General features: G+C 70.0%; 11 protein-coding genes and 4 tRNA genes. 10 read left to right on the forward strand and 5 right to left on the reverse strand.

The features are described from left to right. Position 1 precedes the first annotated feature (1 nt). On the reverse strand, positions 2-790 hold the full coding sequence (locus BT341_RS24205) for an SDR family NAD(P)-dependent oxidoreductase (RefSeq protein ID WP_084742985.1): 789 nt from the start codon (positions 788-790) through the stop codon (positions 2-4). A gap of 104 nt (positions 791-894) precedes the next feature. Between BT341_RS24205 and BT341_RS24210 the strand changes: the two genes are divergently transcribed. The 5 genes from BT341_RS24210 to BT341_RS24230 are packed head-to-tail and all read left to right on the forward strand — an operon-like array spanning position 895 to position 6,884. After that, complete coding sequence (locus BT341_RS24210; RefSeq protein ID WP_084742986.1) at positions 895-2,463, forward strand: class I adenylate-forming enzyme family protein; 1,569 nt, start codon at positions 895-897, stop codon at positions 2,461-2,463. Between the two features lie 26 nt (positions 2,464-2,489). After that, positions 2,490-4,403 carry a flavin-containing monooxygenase gene (locus BT341_RS24215; protein ID WP_072478456.1) on the forward strand — a complete coding sequence of 638 codons (1,914 nt, stop codon included), beginning with the start codon at positions 2,490-2,492 and terminating at the stop codon, positions 4,401-4,403. Beyond that, a complete protein-coding gene (locus BT341_RS24220; RefSeq protein WP_072478457.1) occupies positions 4,400-5,149 on the forward strand; it encodes an SDR family NAD(P)-dependent oxidoreductase in 750 nt (249 codons plus the stop codon). Before BT341_RS24215 ends, BT341_RS24220 begins: the two co-directional genes overlap by 4 nt. Then, entirely contained in the window at positions 5,149-6,072 is a 924-nt protein-coding gene (locus BT341_RS24225) for an alpha/beta hydrolase (protein ID WP_072478458.1), read from the forward strand. Before BT341_RS24220 ends, BT341_RS24225 begins: the two co-directional genes overlap by 1 nt. Before the next feature lie 41 nt (positions 6,073-6,113). Then, complete coding sequence (locus BT341_RS24230) at positions 6,114-6,884, forward strand: FadR/GntR family transcriptional regulator (RefSeq protein WP_072478459.1); 771 nt, start codon at positions 6,114-6,116, stop codon at positions 6,882-6,884. Between the two features lie 1,137 nt (positions 6,885-8,021). On the opposite strand, the gene BT341_RS24240 is transcribed toward BT341_RS24230, so the two are convergent. The 4 genes from BT341_RS24240 to BT341_RS24255 form a co-directional block, all read right to left on the reverse strand. Next, positions 8,022-8,096 (reverse strand) — tRNA-Val (locus BT341_RS24240). 1 nt (position 8,097) lies between these two features. Continuing rightward, positions 8,098-8,168, reverse strand: a tRNA-Cys gene (locus BT341_RS24245). Between the two features lie 24 nt (positions 8,169-8,192). Continuing rightward, positions 8,193-8,265, reverse strand: a tRNA-Gly gene (locus BT341_RS24250). 113 nt (positions 8,266-8,378) lie between these two features. Then, positions 8,379-8,804: an SsgA family sporulation/cell division regulator gene (locus BT341_RS24255; protein ID WP_033293569.1), complete on the reverse strand. Its 426-nt coding sequence runs from the start codon at positions 8,802-8,804 to the stop codon at positions 8,379-8,381. 390 nt (positions 8,805-9,194) lie between these two features. Between BT341_RS24255 and BT341_RS24260 the strand changes: the two genes are divergently transcribed. The 5 genes from BT341_RS24260 (at position 9,195) to BT341_RS24280 (ending at position 14,891) form a co-directional block, all read left to right on the forward strand. Next, positions 9,195-9,266: transfer RNA gene (locus BT341_RS24260), tRNA-Val, on the forward strand. A 621-nt stretch (positions 9,267-9,887) separates the two neighbouring features. After that, positions 9,888-11,414 carry a sugar transferase gene (locus BT341_RS24265; RefSeq protein ID WP_072478460.1) on the forward strand — a complete coding sequence of 509 codons (1,527 nt, stop codon included), beginning with the start codon at positions 9,888-9,890 and terminating at the stop codon, positions 11,412-11,414. 163 nt (positions 11,415-11,577) lie between these two features. Beyond that, entirely contained in the window at positions 11,578-12,192 is a 615-nt protein-coding gene (locus BT341_RS24270) for a malonic semialdehyde reductase (protein WP_072478461.1), read from the forward strand. Between the two features lie 132 nt (positions 12,193-12,324). Continuing rightward, positions 12,325-14,352, forward strand: a complete 2,028-nt coding sequence (gene thrS, locus BT341_RS24275; protein ID WP_072478462.1) for a threonine--tRNA ligase — start codon at positions 12,325-12,327, stop codon at positions 14,350-14,352. Beyond that, positions 14,349-14,891, forward strand: a complete 543-nt coding sequence (locus BT341_RS24280; protein WP_072478463.1) for an HIT family protein — start codon at positions 14,349-14,351, stop codon at positions 14,889-14,891. Before thrS ends, BT341_RS24280 begins: the two co-directional genes overlap by 4 nt. The last annotated feature ends 74 nt before the right edge of the window (positions 14,892-14,965 follow it).

Raw genomic sequence — 14,965 nt, forward strand, 5'->3', positions numbered from 1 at the left:
GTCAGGACTCCTTCGGCCGGGGCGAGAGTTGGGCTCCGCAGTAGCCCGCGGTCCAGCCACCGTCGACCGGGATGACGGTGCCGTTGACGAACCGGGCTTGCGGGCCGCACAGGAACACGACCGGCTCGGCGATCTCCGCCGGGCCGCACCAGCGCCGCATCGGGGTGTTCGCGCGGATCGACGCGGTCAGGTCGGCGGAGCCGAAGAACGAACTGGTCATCGGGGTTTCGACGACGCCGGGGGCGACGGCGTTGCACCGGATGCCCTGGTCGCCGCACTCCACGGCGATCACCTTCGTGAGCATGATCAACCCCGCCTTGGCGCTGCTGTAGGCGGCTCGGTCGCGGAACGCGGCGAGCCCCGCCATCGACGCGATGTTGACGATCTTCCCGCCGCCCTGGGCGATCATGCCCGGGATCGCTGCCCGCGCCAGCGTGAACGGCGCGACGAGGTCGATGTCGAGCGTGCGCCGCCACTGTCCGGGAGTGAGGTCGAGCAGCGGGAGCACCTCGCGGACCCCGGCGTTGTTGACCAGGATGTCCAGTCCGCCGAAGTGGTCCCGCACCCGGTCCGGCAGCTCGGCGGTCTGCCGGTCGTCGGCGAGGTCGGCCGCGAACGACGCGAGGTCGTCGCCGGGACCCAGGTCCGCGACGGTCCGTTCGAGTGCGGCTTCGTCGACGTCGGCGAGCGCCACACGGATCCCGGCGGCGCGCAGTGCGCGGCAGATTTCCGAGCCGATCGCGCCTGCCGCGCCGGTGACGAGTGCGACTTCGCCGTCCGCTGTGCTCATGAAGGCTCCCTTCGTCGCCATTATTAGTATCATAGTTAGCCCGGCCTTGACAGCCGGCCCGGACGGCGCTTATTAGTATAAGAGTTATCCGAGGAGGTATCGACGTGAACGAACCGAAGGAAGCCTCCGGCGGACCGACGGTGGCGTCCGTGCTGCTGCGCGGGCACCGGGAATTCGCAGACCTGCCCGCGATCCTGGAGCGCGACGGGCGCACGGTGTCCTACCGCGAGCTGGGTTCGCTGGCACGCCGGCTGGTCGGCGGGCTGCGCTCGCTCGGGCTGACCAAAGGCGACCGGGTCGTGGTGCTGACGAAGAACCGGCCCGAATGCTTCGTCCTCGACCACGCGCTGGCGATCGGCGGGTTCGTCCGCGTCGCGCTGAGCTACCGGCTGCATCCGCGCGAGGTGGCCGAGATCGTGGCGGACTGCGGCGCCCGCGCGGTGATCGTCGACGGCGAGCGCCTGGCCGAGATCAGCACGGTCGTCGGCGGAACGCTCGTCGCGCTCGACGAACCCGCCGGGGACGCGGTGCCGTTCCAGGAGCTTTTCCCGGAGCGGGAGGCGGAACCGGCGGAGGTCTGGCCGGGCGACGTCGCGTGGATGCCGTACACCTCGGGCACCAGCGGGAAACCGAAGGGCGTGGTGCACACGCACCGGAGCCTGCTGTCGATCATCCGGAACGTGCTGGTGGAGCTGCCCGGCGCGGCGAGTTCCGACGTGCTGGCGCACACCGCGCCGCTGACCCATCTCAGCGGCTACGCGATGCTGGCGTACTTCATGCGCGGCGCGAGCCAGCTCGCGCTGGGCCGCTTCGACGCCGAGGAACTCGCCGCGCTGGTCGAGAAGCACCGAGTGACCGTGCTGCCGCTGGTGCCGACGATGATCAACCTGATGCTCCCGGTGCTGGAATCCGGCAAGTACGACGTGTCGAGCGTGCACACCGTGCTCTACGGCGGTTCGCCGATCGCGCCGGACCGGCTCGCCCGCGCGATCGCCGTGCTGGGCCCGGTGTTCGTGCAGTCCTACGGGCTCACCGAAATGCCGTGGTCCTCGTGGCTGCCGAAACAGGACCATCTCTTCGACCCCGGCGGCGAACTGCCGCCCCGGCTGGGCTCGGCGGGCCGGGTGAGCCCGTTCATCGAGATGCGGCTGGTGGACGGCGCCGGGCAGCCGGTCGCGGGCGGCGAGGCGGGCGAGATCCAGCTGCGCGGGGACGCGGGGATGGCCGGCTACTGGAACCTGCCGGAGGAGACCGCGGAGACGATCCTCGACGGCGGCTGGATCGCGACCGGCGACGTGGGCCGGATGGTCGACGGGTTCCTGCGGATCGTGGACCGCAAGAAGGACATGATCGTCAGCGGCGGGTTCAACGTGTACCCGACCGAGGTGGAGAACGCGATCTACACGCTGCCCGGCGTCGCGGAGGTCGCCGTGGTCGGCGTTCCGGACGACCGGTGGGGCGAGACGGTGCGCGCGGTGGTGGTCCCGCGCGCGGGAGCGGCGGTGACCGCGGCGGACATCGAGCAGGTCTGTCTCGACACGATCGCGGCCTACAAACGGCCGCGCACGGTGGAATTCGTCGACGAACTGCCCAAGACCGGCACCGGGAAGATCATGCGCCGCGAACTGAAGGCGCGGTACTGGGCGGGCCGCGACCGGCTGGTCAACGGATGACGGGCGACGGGAAAGGACGCTGCGCGATGCACGAAACGTTCGCGACGACAGTGCGTGCCGCGGTCCGGGACGCGAACGTGCCCACGCTGCTGATGGTCCTGGTGCAGCTCACCGGCGACCAGCGGTGGCTGGAAGCGCCGTACCGGCCGACCCGCGGGCGCGGGCTGGACGAGAACGACACCGGCGGCCTGCCCGAGCAGGTGCAGGACGAGATCCGCCAAGCCGCCGCCGACGCGATCATCGCCTGGCACCACGGGAAACCCGTGGCGCTGCCGGATCCGGGCGAGGCGCTGCTGACCCGGATGCTTTCGGTCGCCATGGGCGAGTCCGTCCCGGCCGAGTACGGCCCGATGATCGCCGACGACCTGGGCATCGCCACACGCGGCGAGGATCCGGTCCACGAGACGGCAGTGCCCGCGGGCTTCACCGCGATCGTCGTCGGCGCCGGGATCTCCGGCCTGCTGGCCGCGCACCGGCTCGGCGCCGCGGGGGTGGAGTGCACGATCGTGGAGAAGAACGACCACGTGGGCGGCACCTGGTGGCACAACCGCTATCCGGGATGCGGCGTCGACGTGCCGAGCCATCTCTACTCGTACTCGACCGTCGTGGCGGACTGGCCGCGCTACTACGCCTCCCGCGACCAGCTGCACGACTATCTCGAAGACGTCGCCGACCAATGGCGGCTGCGCGACCGCATCCGGCTGTCCACTGTGGTCCTTTCCGCGGCCTGGGACGAACAGGCGCGAGTGTGGGCAGTCGAGGTCGACGGCCCGGAACGACGGGAAACACTCCGGGCCAACATCCTGATCAGCGGGGTCGGCGCGTTCGGCACGCCGAAGCTGCCGGACCTGCCCGGGCTGGCCGATTTCGCCGGGGAGTCGTGCCACACCGCGCAGTGGCCGGAAGGGCTCGACCTCGCGGGAAAACGGGTCGGCGTGATCGGCAACGGAGCGAGCGCGATGCAGGCGGTGCCCGCGATCGCCGGCACGGCCGCGTCGCTGACGTTGTTCCAGCGGTCGGCGCACTGGGTGGCGCCGTTCGAGAAGTTCCGGCGGGACATCCCCGGACCGGTCCGGTTCCTGCTGCGCGAAGTCCCGCTTTACCGGTTCTGGTACCGGGAACGGCTCGCCTGGGTGCTCAACGACACGCTGTACGAATCCCTGCAACGGGATCCGGAATGGCCGCATCCGGAGCGGTCGATCAACGCGATCAACGACGGGCACCGCCGGTTCTTCACCCGCTACCTGGAAAGCGAACTCGCGGGCCGTCCCGACCTGATCGAGAAGGCCACCCCGGACTACCCGCCGTTCGGCAAGCGCATCCTGCTCGACAACGGCTGGTACCGCACGCTGCGCCGCGACGACGTCGAACTGGTCACCGACCCGATCGAGCGGATCCTGCCGGCCGGAGCCCGGCTGAAATCGGGCCGCGAGGTCGAGTTCGACGTGCTGATCTTCGCGACCGGCTTCGACGTCGTGCGGTTCCTCGCGTCGTTCGAGGTGACCGGCCGGGACGGGCGGACGCTGCGGGAGGTGTGGGACGACGATGACGCGCAGGCCTACCTGGGCACCGCGATCCCGGGTTTCCCGAACCTGTTCTGCCTGTACGGCCCGAACACCCAGGCCGGGCACGGCGGCAGCCTGATCTTCTACCTCGAATGCCAGATGCGGTACGTGCTCAGCCTGCTGGACCGGATGAGCCGGGCGGGCGCGACGGTCGCCGACTGCCGCCCCGAGGTCAGCGAGAAGTACAACGCCGAGGTCGCGGCCGCGCACGAGCGGATGATCTGGACCCACCCAGGCATTACGACCTACTACCGCAATTCGCGCGGCCGGGTCGTGGTCAGCAATCCGTGGCGGGTCCTCGACTGGTGGCGGATGACCAAGGAAGCCGACCTGGCGGACTACCGGATCGACGGTCCGGCGGAAGGACAACGATGAGCAAGCGGTTCGACGGAAAAGTGGCGATGGTCAACGCGGCGGCCGGCGCCGGGATCGGCGGGGTCGTCGCGCGGCGGCTGCTCGCCGAGGGCGCGCGCGTGGTCGTCACCGACCTGAGCGCGAAGCGGCTGGACCGGCTCCAGGACGAACTGACCGCAGCGGCGGGCGCGGAGAACGTGCTCGCCCGCGCGCTGGACGCGGCCGACGAAGCAGGCGTGCGGGCGTTGTTCGCCGACGTGACCGAGACGTTCGGGCAGTTGGACGTCCTGGTCAACAGCGTCGGCCTGAACCAGCTGGCCCCGTTTCCGGACACCAGCCTGGAGAATTGGAACCGGGTGCTGTCCACCTCGTTGACGGCGCACTTCCTGCACGCCCGCGCCGCGTGGCCGTTGCTGCGGCAGTCGGCCTCCCCGGCGATCGTGAACGTGTCCTCGCTGGCCGCGGAATCCCCGGCGCCCTTCGGCGAAGTCGCTTACGCCGCCGCGAAAGCCGGGGTGCTCGGTCTCACCCGGGCGCTGGCCAAGGAAGGCGCGTCCAGCGGGATCCGGGCGAACGCGGTGATGCCGGGCCTGATCTGGAACGACAGCCTCACGAAAGCCGTCGCGGCGGACTATGTCCAGGCGTACCGCGAAGTGCAGCCCCTTGGCCGCGACGGCGAACCGGACGAGGTCGCCGACGTGATCCTGTTCCTCGCCTCGCCCGACAGCAGGCACGTCACCGGGCAGACGATCCGGGTCGCCGCCTGATGCCGGAAATCCCGCTCCCGCCGGAACTGCTGCAGTTCCAGCGGACCCTCGTGCCTCCCGCCGCGGGCAACGCGAAGGAACTCCTCGCTTCGTTCGACGCCTACACCAACCAGGGCATGCCTGAGGTCGGCGGGATCGAGCTGAAGGTTCCTCTTCGCGAGGCGAACGGGTGGCAGGTCACCGCCGACGTCTACCGGCCGATGGGCGAACCGCCGTTCCCGGCGTTGGTGTACCTGCACGGCGGCGCGTGGGTGATGGGGGCGCCGGCCACCCATCGGCGCTTGGCCGCGGACCTCGCGACGCTCGGCCTGCTGACCGTGGTCGTCGACTACCGGCGCGCGCCGCGGCACCGGTTCCCGGCCGCGGTCGAGGACACGCTGCACGCGGTCGCCTGGGCTCGTTCGGCGGCGGCGAGGTTCGGGGGAGACCCGGACCGGCTCCTGCTCGGCGGGGACTCGGCAGGCGCGAACCTCGCGGCGGCGGCACTGGCGACCGGCGCCGCGGGGCCGATCGAGGCCGCTTTGCTGTGCTACGGCATCTACGACGTCCAGCGGTCGTTGCCGGTGGTGGAGCGTCTGGTCGGCGGGCGCGACCCGGACACCCAGCTCTACCTGGAGCCCGACGACGCGCGGCAGCTGCTCGACGATCCGCGGCTGCATCCCGAACGCCACTGCGCCGGGTTCCCGCCCAGCCTCGTCCTCGTCGGCGACCAGGACCCGCTGCTCGGCGAATCCCGCTCGCTCGCCGAACGGCTCGCCGCCGCCGCGGTGCCGCACGAACTGGCGGTGATCGCCGGGGCTCCGCACGGATTCCTCCAGCTGCCGACCCTGCCCGCACACGCCGAGGGGCTGAGCCGGATCGCCCGGTTCCTGACCGCCCGCGGACTCGCCGTCCTGCCCGGCGCCCCGGCTCCGGGCGGGTAATCGGTACACTAGTTGGCGCGGCGCGAGCGGGGAGGGAAGCCATGACAGCGACGGAGTCGGCGATCCGCCGGGGCTCGCTGCCCACGCGCACGGCGCGGCGGATTGTGCGGGACTTCCTGGCGCGAGGGCTCGAACCGGGCGACGCCCTCGCGGACGAGGCGACGCTGATCGAGCGGTACGGCGTCTCGCGCGGCACCTTGCGGGAAGCGTTGCGGCTGCTGACTTTCCTGGGCGCGGTCGTGGTCAAGGCGGGCCCGCGCGGCGGACCGCGGCTGGTGACGCCCGGCCCGTCGGTGGTCGGCAGCGCGCTGGGCATGGTGGTGCAGTTCCGCGGGGCGACGCTGCGCACGGTGTTCGAATCGCGGCTGGCGATCGAACCCGAGGTCGCCGCGCTGGCCGCGGCACACCGCAAGGACGCCGATCTGGAGCTGCTCGACGAGTCCGTCGCGTCGCTGTGCTCGGCCCGCCGCAGACGCGGCCCGGAATTCGCCGCGCACAGCGGGCGCTACCACCTGCGGGTGGCGGAAGCGTCGCACAACGACGTGCTGGCCGCCATCGTGCCCGCGCTGGCGGTGATGACCACGACGGTGCCGTGGCGGTTTCCCAAGGGCAGCCGCGACGAGCTGACCGACCGGATCGCGACCGTGGTGGCCGCGATCCGTGCGGGCGACGGTGCGTCGGCCCGGGCGATCACGCACGTGATGATCAAGTCGGTGGTGGACGGACTGCAGAAGGACCAGCCCGCGAGCCTGGAAAGCCGGATCCTGTGGCCGGACGTGGACGAGGTCCTGTCTGGGGACCGCGAAGCCTGAGCAGGGTCGCGCGGCCTGACGGTTTTCGGCGTCCCGCGCGAATTCGTGTCGTCGTTCCCGGACCAGCGTGCCCCCGGCGTCGGGTTGCCCTGGAGCCGGGCGGAAGGCGCGGGGTCTCGTTGTTGCGAGGTCAGCATCCGGTGACACCGCCCCGGCGCCGCTGCCGAGTGCCGCGCCGGTACCCGCGTCGCACTTGCCTGACCCTGTGCACGACGCTGCTCTTCTGGTGTGGGTTCCGGGAGGCCGGCGGCAGGCCGGATCCCGGTCGGTGGGTCGGGCGACGTCGCGCGCGGGTCAGTACTCCGGCGGGATGATGTTGAAGAACGCCGCAAGCAGGCACGGGTCGTTGCCGAGGAAGTCCCGCACGCGGTGCCAGGCGTGTTCCAGTTCTCGCGTTCGACGGTGAGGTCCGCGAGCGTGGAGCCGGTGAGGTGGTTTTCGTGGGCAGCAGCGGCGCGAAGACGACGCCGAGCGGCGTGTGATCGAGATCCGGATGCCGCTGAAGGAGGTCGCCGGCAAGGTCTACCAGGGCGGCCGCACGAGTGACGATCATCACTCGAATGGCCGTCAGCGGCCACCGACGAGGCGGGAGAACCCTCGGCCCAAAGGGCCGCACCAAGACGCCTGCGGGCACGAGGTTCGTGGCGCTGCCGCCGGGCACCGCGGTGCTCTACGAAGAGCTGATGGACGGCCACCGCGAGCCGTTCGTCATGTGCACGCCTGAGAGGCATCCGTGGCGGCGGTCCAACTTCCGGATCCGGTTCTGGCGGCCGGCGTGGGATGGGGTCTCGCTCGATGCCGACGTTCACCTTCCACGAGGGCCGCCACGCACAGCACCTGGTCGACCGAGGACGGGATCCCGGAGGTGGCCCGCCGGGCGCGGCTGGGGCAGAAGACGAAGGGCATCGCCCGCGTCTACGACCACGTGACGCCCGCGATGGTGAACCCAGATCCTGGGCGCCCTGGAGGAGCGTCGGCTGCGGTCGCCGGCGGCCCTGTATCCGGGGGAGCGGGCCAAACTGGTGTCCTGGTTCCCGTGCCTGCGGTCACGCCGGGCGGCCTGGAGGCCATCGCCATCTGACGTCAGAAGCCCCGCCCCTCCGGGGAGGGACAGGGCTTCTGACCTGCGAAAACACGTGGTGCGCGATACTGGGATTGAACCAGTGACCTCTTCCGTGTCAGGGAAGCGCTCTCCCGCTGAGCTAATCGCGCGAGGTGGAGACGGGATTCGAACCCGTGTACACGGCTTTGCAGGCCGTTGCCTCGCCTCTCGGCCACTCCACCGTGCCAGGCTCGAGAGCCTTTCCGAGCGGATGACGGGATTCGAACCCGCGACCCTCACCTTGGCAAGGTGATGCGCTACCAGCTGCGCTACATCCGCACTCCGCAGCTCCGGGAGGCTGTTCCCCCGTCGCCGTGGTGTGGGAAAACCATATCGGACCCCGGAAACGGCTTCGACACCGGGGTGTCACTCTGCCGTCGCACCCTCGTTGATCAGGCCAGATCGTGTGGGATCAGGTGGGTGAGCGCGTCGTCGACGTCGACCCACAGGTGCTCGTTGCCCGGCAGCACCACGTCGTAGGTCCGGTCGAGGAAGTCGGCCAGCTCCTGGGCGGACGCCTCGAACATGGCGTGCCCGGACGGCGAGTTCAGCTCGATCAGCACCGACTCCGGGTCCTCGACGGAGGGGCGGATGCGGACGTCCCCGTCGCCGGCGTCGGCCAGCAGGCCGTCCGCCAGGAGGTCACGCGCGTACACCCACTCGACCCAGCCGGCCCGGCCGGTGCGGAAGGCCGCGACGACCGCATACGGGTCGCGTGTGTCGTAGCGCAGCTCCACCTTGACCGGAACCGCGGGAGTCCGCGGCGCCAGCAGGTCGAAGACCGCCGTCGAGCGGAGCGTCACGTGATCGTTGCGCATCGTCCTACCCTTCGTCTCCCTTCCCGGCCCGGCCCGGCCGAGGGCGTCACCACTGGGACGCACCGGGAGGCCGATTCCGTCGAGGTGTCTCCGCAGATCACCCGTCCGGACCCATCGGCCCCCGGTCACGCCCGTGATCGCCCCACGGCGCGCGATCGACCGGCGCGCCCCGTGGGGCCCACTGCTCCATACTGCGCGGTTTAGTCGCCGGGCGATAGCACCGTCGCACGGATGTCGAACGTGGTGTCAGGCGGCCCCCGGTCGGCACAGCCCCGGCTAGCTCGGGGTTGTTCGTTCCGTACTCGCCGGTAAGCGGAGTGTGGTCGGCGAGGACCACCCGTTTGCAGGCCCCCGGAAGTCGTACGCTAGAGTTCCTCCAACACCGCGAGCGGGCGATTAGCTCAGCGGGAGAGCGCTTCGTTCACACCGAAGAGGTCACTGGTTCGATCCCAGTATCGCCCACCGATTCGCGGAAAGAGCCCCGTTCACGCCACGCGCGAGCGGGGCTCTTTCTTTGCCTCCGGAGACGACCGGTTCGCGGTGTCGTCCGTCTCGATGTGGCGTTCGCCACCCGAAACCGGAGTGAACGATCCGTTCGGCTCGTCCGTATCCGCTTTCGAGACCTGTTCGGCACCCGTGCCGCCAGGTCCCCGACTTTCGACTGAAGCCCGTCGTCACGGCGGTCTTCTGTCGAACGGCCGACCTCGGCGGTCCATTGTGGACCGCCGGCCCGCCGCGGTGTCCACAGTAGAGCGCGCCGGCCCTGCCGGGCCGTTGGGAACGCGGTGGGCCACCCGGGTGCGGGTATCGCCCTCTCGATTACATTCCGTAGTTTTTCCGGGGATACACCCTATTACGCATCGTCATCGTCTTGTTATGTTCCAGCCATTTTCTGGCCGGAAAGACGCGCGGGATGTGGCTGGAAATCCTTGTAACGATGCTGAGAGGGTCGCCGATACCTTGCCGTGTGAAACCTCCGTGGGCACAGCGCGAGATCCGGATCGTGATGACTCTCCGAAATCACAGACGGTGACGCTGCGTGTTCACGGAACCCAACCCGATCCCTGGTACCCGGGAGGTCTGATGGAAGAGTCGGTGCGGCCGTCGTACACGGTGAGCCAGCCACCGCCGCACATCGACCTCCAGGCCATTCCCCGTCCCGCCCAGCGGGACGAGCAGCAGGCCGAAGCGGCCGCCACGCCGTCCCCCAAGGCACTTCCGGCGGCCTGGGAGGCGAGATACCGGGCCTGGGTCATCGGCAGCGACGTCTTCATCACGCTGTTGGTGATCGCGGTCAGCGCGTTCGTCATCGATCGCGTTGCCCCGCACGACATGCACGCCTTCGGCACGATCCTCGCCGTCTTCGTCTCCCTGCCGGCCAGCCGCGCGTGGAGCCCGCGCGTGCTCGGGGAAGGCGCGGAGGAGTACCGCACCCTCGGCCGCGGCTTCATCACCGCGGCCGTCCTGGTCGCCCTCGGCGGCCTGCTGTTCGGTGCGCTCGAGGTCCAGGTCTGGGTGTTCGTCGTCGTCCCCGCCATCGCGCTCGTCGCCTTCCCGCAGCGTTACCTGCTGCGCCAGGTGCTGCACCGCAAGCGCGCCCGTGGCCTCTGCCTGCTGCCGGTGATGGCGGCGGGCAGCCCGGAGACCGTCGCCGACCTGATCGCCCGCACCCGCTCGGAAGCCCACGTCGGCTGGCGCGTCGAAGCGGCCTGCACGTTCACCGGGCACGGCGCCGACCGCGACAGCGGCGAGATCGACGGCGTCCCGGTCGTCGGCAGGCTCGAGGAGCTGTCCCGGTACGTGCGGCGCGGCGGCTACCGCGTCGTGGCCATCACCGCCGACCAGTACTGGACGCCGAAGCGGCTGCAGCGGCTGGCCTGGGACATGGAGGGCACCGGCGCGGAGATGGTCGTGGCGCCCGTGCTGATGGAGGTCGCCGGGCCCCGCCTGAACGTCACCGGCGTGCTCGGGATGCCCCTGCTGCGCGTCACCGCACCGCGGTTCACCGGCGGGCGGCGTGTGGTGAAGGAGATCCTGGACCGCTTCGGCTCGGCGCTGCTGCTCACGCTGCTTTCGCCGCTGCTGCTCGTGATCGCCGTCGCCATCAAGCTGAACGACCGCGGCCCGGTCATCTACCGCCAGCGCCGCGTCGGCCGCGACGGGCAGACGTTCACCATGCTCAAGTTCCGGACGATGGTCACCAACGCCGACGAGATCCGGAAGACCCTCGAAACGGAGAACGAGGGCGCGGGCCCGCTGTTCAAGATGAAGCGCGACCCGCGCATCACCCGGGTGGGTGGTTTCCTGCGCCGGTATTCGCTCGACGAGGTGCCGCAGCTGTTGAACGTGCTCTCCGGGAAGATGTCGCTCGTCGGCCCGCGGCCGCCGCTGCCGGAGGAGACGGCCCAGTACGCGCCGGACGCCCGCCGCCGGCTGCTGGTGAAGCCGGGCCTGACCGGGCTGTGGCAGGTGAGCGGCCGCAGCGACCTCACGTGGGCCGAGAGCATCCGGCTCGACCTGCGGTACGTCGAGGACTGGTCGCTGGCCCTCGACCTGGTGATCCTCTGGAAGACCTTCCGCGCGGTGATGGGCGGGCAGGGCGCCTACTGACCGTCCGCACCGCGCCGCGCAACCACGGCCGCCGGTCCCGCCACGGGACCGGCGGCCGTGTCCGTTGTGATCCACTTCACCAGGACCCACGGTTGAACGCGAAATAGTTCAACGCTCAACCTGGTTGCAGCGGGTATCCGACAACGGAAGGAAGCGCAGCCCCATGACCACCTTTGCCGAGCAGACCGAAGCCCTGCGGCTCCCCGCGGACGTCCAGAACCTCCTGTTCCGCGAGGCTCGCACGGCCAACAGTTTCAGCTCCGAGCCGGTGTCCGAGGAGCAGGTCCGCGCGATCTACGACCTCGTGAAGTGGGCCCCGACGTCGATGAACACCCAGCCGCTGCGCGCGCTGGTGCTCCGCACGCCCGAGGCGAAGGCCCGCCTGCTCCCGCACATGGCCCCGGGCAACCGGGACAAGACCGAGGCCGCGCCGCTGACCGTCGTGCTCGCCGCGGACGTCGACTTCCACGAGAACATCCCGCAGGTCTTCCCGCACGCCCCGCAGGTGAAGGACAACTTCGCCGACGAGCAGGGCCGCGTCGAGTTCGCCAAGCTGAACTCGCTGCTGCAGGTCGGCTACTTCATCATCGGCGTCCGCGCCGCCGGCCTGGCCGCCGGCCCGATGACCGGCTTCGACGCCCAGGGCGTCGACGACGAGTTCTTCGCGGACAAGAAGTGGCGCTCGCTGGTCATCGTCAACGTCGGCAAGCCGGGCGAGAACCCCTGGCTCGACCGCCTGCCGCGGCTGGACTTCGACCAGGTCGTCGAAACCCTCTGACGCGCTCGGACGGGCCGTCTCCGGAGCCGGAGGCGGCCCGTCCGGCGTTCGCGGACGCGCGGTGAGGCGTGCGCGGGCCGCCGACTAGCATCGACGGCGTCATCTTTGTCACTCCAGCTTGAGGAGCCGATCGTGTCCCAGTCGCCCCCCGTTTCCCCCGTGGCCGCCTCCCGCGTGGTGGTACCGGCGGGCACTACGGCGGGCGCGGCGGTCCGCGAAGCCGGCCTGCCGACCAAGGGCGAGGACACGATCGTCGTCGTGCGCGACGCCGACGGGAAGCTGCGCGACCTCGCCTGGGCTCCCGAGACCGACGCCGAGGTCGAGCCGGTCGCCGCGAACACCGAGGACGGGCGCAGCGTCATCCGCCATTCGGCCGCGCACGTGCTCGCCCAGGCCGTGCAGCAGCAGTTCCCGGAAGCCAAGCTGGGCATCGGGCCGCCGGTGAAGGACGGTTTCTACTACGACTTCGCCGTCGACAAGCCGTTCACCCCGGAGGACCTGCAGGCGCTCGAAAAGCGCATGAAGCAGATCGTGAAGGGCGCCCAGCAGTTCTCGCGGCGCGTTTTCGACTCCGTCGACGAGGCCAAGAAGGAACTGGCGGACGAGCCGTTCAAGCTCGAGCTCGTCGACCTCAAGTCCGAAGTGGACACCTCCGAGGTGATGGAGGTGGGCGAGGGCGAGCTCACCAGCTACGACAACCTCGACCCGCGCACCAAGGAACGTGTCTGGAGTGACCTCTGCCGCGGTCCGCACGTGCCGACCACGAAGTTCATCCCGGCGTTCAAGCTGACCCGGGTCGCCGCCGCGTACTGGCGGGGGAGCGAGAAGAACCCGCAGCTGCAGCGGATCTACGGCACGGCGTGGGAATCCGCCGAGGCGCAGGACGCCTACCTGGAGCGCATCGCCGAGGCCGAGCGCCGCGACCACCGCAAGCTGGGCGCCGAGCTGGACCTGTTCTCCTTCCCCGAGGAGATCGGCTCCGGCCTGCCGGTGTTCCACCCGAAGGGCGGCATCATCCGCCGCGAGCTGGAGAACTACTCGCGCCGCCGTCACGAGGAGGCCGGCTACGAGTTCGTGAACACCCCGCACATCAGCAAGGGCGAGCTGTTCCACACCTCCGGCCACCTGCCGTACTACGCGGACACGATGTTCCCGCCGGTGCAGTTCGACGAGGAGAACTACTACCTCAAGGCCATGAACTGCCCGATGCACAACCTGATCTACCGCTCGCGCGGGCGGTCCTACCGTGAGCTGCCACTGCGGCTGTTCGAGTTCGGCACGGTGTACCGCTACGAGAAGTCGGGCGTGGTGCACGGCCTCACCCGCGTGCGCGGGCTGACGATGGACGACTCGCACATCTACTGCACCAAGGAGCAGATGCCGGGCGAGCTGCGGTCGCTGCTGAAGTTCGTCCTCGACCTGCTCGCCGACTACGGCTTGTCCGACTTCTACCTCGAGCTGTCCACGCGCGGGGACTCCGACAAGTTCATCGGCGAGGACTGGGAGTGGGAGGAGGCCACCGAGACGCTGCGGCAGGCCGCCATCGACTCCGGCCTCGAGCTGGTCCCGGACCCGGGCGGCGCGGCCTTCTACGGCCCGAAGATCTCGGTGCAGGCCAAGGACGCGATCGGCCGCACCTGGCAGATGTCGACCATCCAGCTGGACTTCAACCAGAACAAGCGGTTCGAGCTGGAGTACACGGCACCGGACGGCTCGCGCCAGCGGCCGGTGATGATCCACCGCGCGCTGTTCGGCTCGATCGAGCGGTTCTTCGGCGTGCTGACCGAGCACTACGCGGGCGCGTTCCCGGCGTGGCTCTCGCCGGTGCAGGTGGTCGGCATCCCGATCACCGCCGACCAGGTGGAGTACCTGCAGGACGTCGAGAAGGCCCTGCGCGCCAAGGGGATCCGCGCGGAGGTCGACGCGAGCGACGACCGGATGCAGAAGAAGATCCGCACGCACACGACGCAGAAGGTGCCGTTCATGCTGCTGGCCGGCGCGAAGGACGTCGAGGCGGGCGCGGTGTCGTTCCGCTTCCGCGACGGCGGCCAGATCAACGGCGTGCCGGTGGAAAAGGCGGTCGAGGCGATCGCGGACTGGGTCGCGCGGCGGGAAAACGCGTCGCCGTCGGCCGCGGCGCTGGAGACGGTCGTTCGGTGAGTGAGGGTCCCGAACTCGTCGAGCAGCAGGGCATCGGGGTCCAGGACGCGTTCCAGCGGCTCTGGACCCCGCACCGGATGGCCTACATCAAGGGCCAGGACAAGCCGGAGAACGACGAAGACACCGGCTGCCCGTTCTGCCGCATTCCGTCCCTGGACGACAAGACGGGGCTGATCGTCGCGCGCGGCGAGACCGTGTACGCGGTGCTGAACCTGTATCCGTACAACCCCGGCCACCTGATGGTGGTGCCGTACCGGCACGTCGCGGACTACACCGACCTCACGGTGGAGGAGACGCGCGAAGTCGCGGAGTTCACCCAGCACGCGATGAAGGTGATCCGCGCGGTGTCGGGCGCGCACGGCTTCAACATCGGCCTGAACCAGGGCGTGATCGCCGGCGCGGGCATCGCGGCGCACCTGCACCAGCACCTGGTCCCGCGCTGGGGCGGCGACGCCAACTTCATGCCGATCATCGGCCAGACGAAGGTGCTGCCGCAATTGCTGGGCGAAACACGGGATCTGCTCGCCGGCGGCTGGTGAACCGCGCGGGAAACGCTCGAACGCCGTAACCGGCAAAGCCTTATTGAGTGTTCAACCGCGAGTATGATGGAACC

Source organism: Amycolatopsis australiensis, assembly GCF_900119165.1.
GTDB lineage: Bacteria > Actinomycetota > Actinomycetes > Mycobacteriales > Pseudonocardiaceae > Amycolatopsis > Amycolatopsis australiensis.

What these genes read in the sequence shown, in the direction of transcription:
- BT341_RS24205 (WP_084742985.1), bottom strand. Translation starts at nt 790, where the DNA reads ATGAGCACAGCGGACGGCGAAGTCGCACTCGTCACCGGCGCGGCAGGC.
- BT341_RS24215 (WP_072478456.1), top strand. Translation starts at nt 2,490, where the DNA reads ATGCACGAAACGTTCGCGACGACAGTGCGTGCCGCGGTCCGGGACGCG.
- BT341_RS24220 (WP_072478457.1), top strand. Translation starts at nt 4,400, where the DNA reads ATGAGCAAGCGGTTCGACGGAAAAGTGGCGATGGTCAACGCGGCGGCC.
- BT341_RS24225 (WP_072478458.1), top strand. Translation starts at nt 5,149, where the DNA reads ATGCCGGAAATCCCGCTCCCGCCGGAACTGCTGCAGTTCCAGCGGACC.
- BT341_RS24230 (WP_072478459.1), top strand. Translation starts at nt 6,114, where the DNA reads ATGACAGCGACGGAGTCGGCGATCCGCCGGGGCTCGCTGCCCACGCGC.
- BT341_RS24255 (WP_033293569.1), bottom strand. Translation starts at nt 8,804, where the DNA reads ATGCGCAACGATCACGTGACGCTCCGCTCGACGGCGGTCTTCGACCTG.
- BT341_RS24265 (WP_072478460.1), top strand. Translation starts at nt 9,888, where the DNA reads ATGGAAGAGTCGGTGCGGCCGTCGTACACGGTGAGCCAGCCACCGCCG.
- BT341_RS24270 (WP_072478461.1), top strand. Translation starts at nt 11,578, where the DNA reads ATGACCACCTTTGCCGAGCAGACCGAAGCCCTGCGGCTCCCCGCGGAC.